We start from the raw sequence: 1,310 nt of genomic DNA on the forward strand, positions 1-1,310 counted from the left end.
CTTCGCCGCGCTGGCCTCCGGGCCGTTCGCGCGACGGCGGGTCGTGCTCGCCGACGCCGTGGCCTGCCCGGACAAGCGGGCAGTCCTGGGCGAACTGGCCGCGTTCGCCGAGTCCGGCGCGCTCACGCCGGTCATCGACCGGACGTACCCGTTCGACGACCTGCGTGCCGCGTTCACCTACCAGGAAGGCGGGCACACCAAGGGGAAGGTCAGCGTCGTAGCGCGGTGATCGCGGCGATCTCTTCCGCGCTCAGCAGCAGGTCCTGCGCGGCGAGGTTCTCGCGGACGTGGGCCAGCGACGTCGTGCCGGGGATCGGCAGGACGGCGGGCGAGCGGTCGAGCAGCCAGGCGAGCGCGACCTGGGAAACGGTGGCGCCGTGGCGCGCCGCGATCGGTTCGAGGACACCGCGGACGGCGGCCGGCCCGGCGGTGTCGGTGGGCGCGCCCGGCGTGCTGAGCGACACCGGCTGCCACGGCACGAAGACCGCGCCGGCCTCGGCGGCCGCGTCCAGCAACGGCTGCTCGTGGCGGTCCACGACGTTGTAGTGCGCGGTGACGGCGGCGATCTCGACGATCTCCCGCGCGGCTTTCAGCTGCTCCAGCGTCACGTTGGACAGGCCGATGTGCCCGATCACGCCTTCGCGTCGCAGCTCGGCGAGCGTGCCGACCTGGTCTTCGAAGGACGCGTCCTGCGCGTAGCCGCTGTGCAGGTAGTAGAGGTCGATCCGCTCGACGCCGAGGCGGCGCGCGCTCAGCATCGCGGACTGGCGCAGGTACTGGCGGTGCCCGATCGCGGCGATCGTCGAGATCTCCGGGCCGCTGCGGACGAAGCCGCCCTTGGTCGCGAGCACCAGGTGCTCCGGGTACGGGTGGAGGGCTTCGCGGATGAGCTGCTCGTTGGTGTGCGGGCCGTAGACGTCGGCGGTGTCGATCAGCGTCACGCCGGCGTCGACGACCTGGCGCAGCAGTGCGATGCCCGCGGCGCGGTCGGGGTAGTCGCCCCAGTGGCCGGGGCCGGTGAGGCGCATCGCGCCGTAGCCGATGCGGCCGGTGGTCAGGTCGCCGATCTGGAGGGTGGTTCGTTCGGTCATGACTCCACCGTCGCCCGGTCCCGGGTGGCGGGCCAGGGAGGGAACTGCCTATGCACCCTGGTACCAGGCACGCGGCGGGCGGTCTTGCGACACTGGGGGCATGGCAGGTACCGAACTGGGCGAGTTCCTGCGGGCTCGCCGCGCCGCGCTCGACCCGCGCCGGGCCGGGCTGCCCGACGACGGCCGCCTCCGGCGGGTCCCCGGCCTGCGCCGGGAGGA

General features: G+C 73.6%; 2 protein-coding genes. One reads left to right on the forward strand and one right to left on the reverse strand.

What is annotated here, in order from left to right:
- The coding region (locus G3I65_RS50615) for a zinc-binding dehydrogenase (RefSeq protein ID WP_160703021.1) at positions 1–229 on the forward strand (229 nt) is incomplete at its 5' end.
- On the opposite strand, the gene G3I65_RS50620 is transcribed toward G3I65_RS50615, so the two are convergent.
- Positions 210–1,091 (reverse strand): aldo/keto reductase, encoded by an 882-nt coding sequence (locus G3I65_RS50620; protein WP_160703023.1) that lies wholly within the window; start codon positions 1,089–1,091, stop codon positions 210–212. The two genes, G3I65_RS50615 and G3I65_RS50620, sit on opposite strands and share 20 nt — an antisense overlap.
- Between the last annotated feature and the right edge of the window lie 219 nt (positions 1,092–1,310).

The sequence above is a fragment of the Amycolatopsis sp. SID8362 genome (genome assembly GCF_010550475.1).
In the GTDB taxonomy this organism is placed as follows: Bacteria; Actinomycetota; Actinomycetes; order Mycobacteriales; family Pseudonocardiaceae; genus Amycolatopsis; species Amycolatopsis eburnea.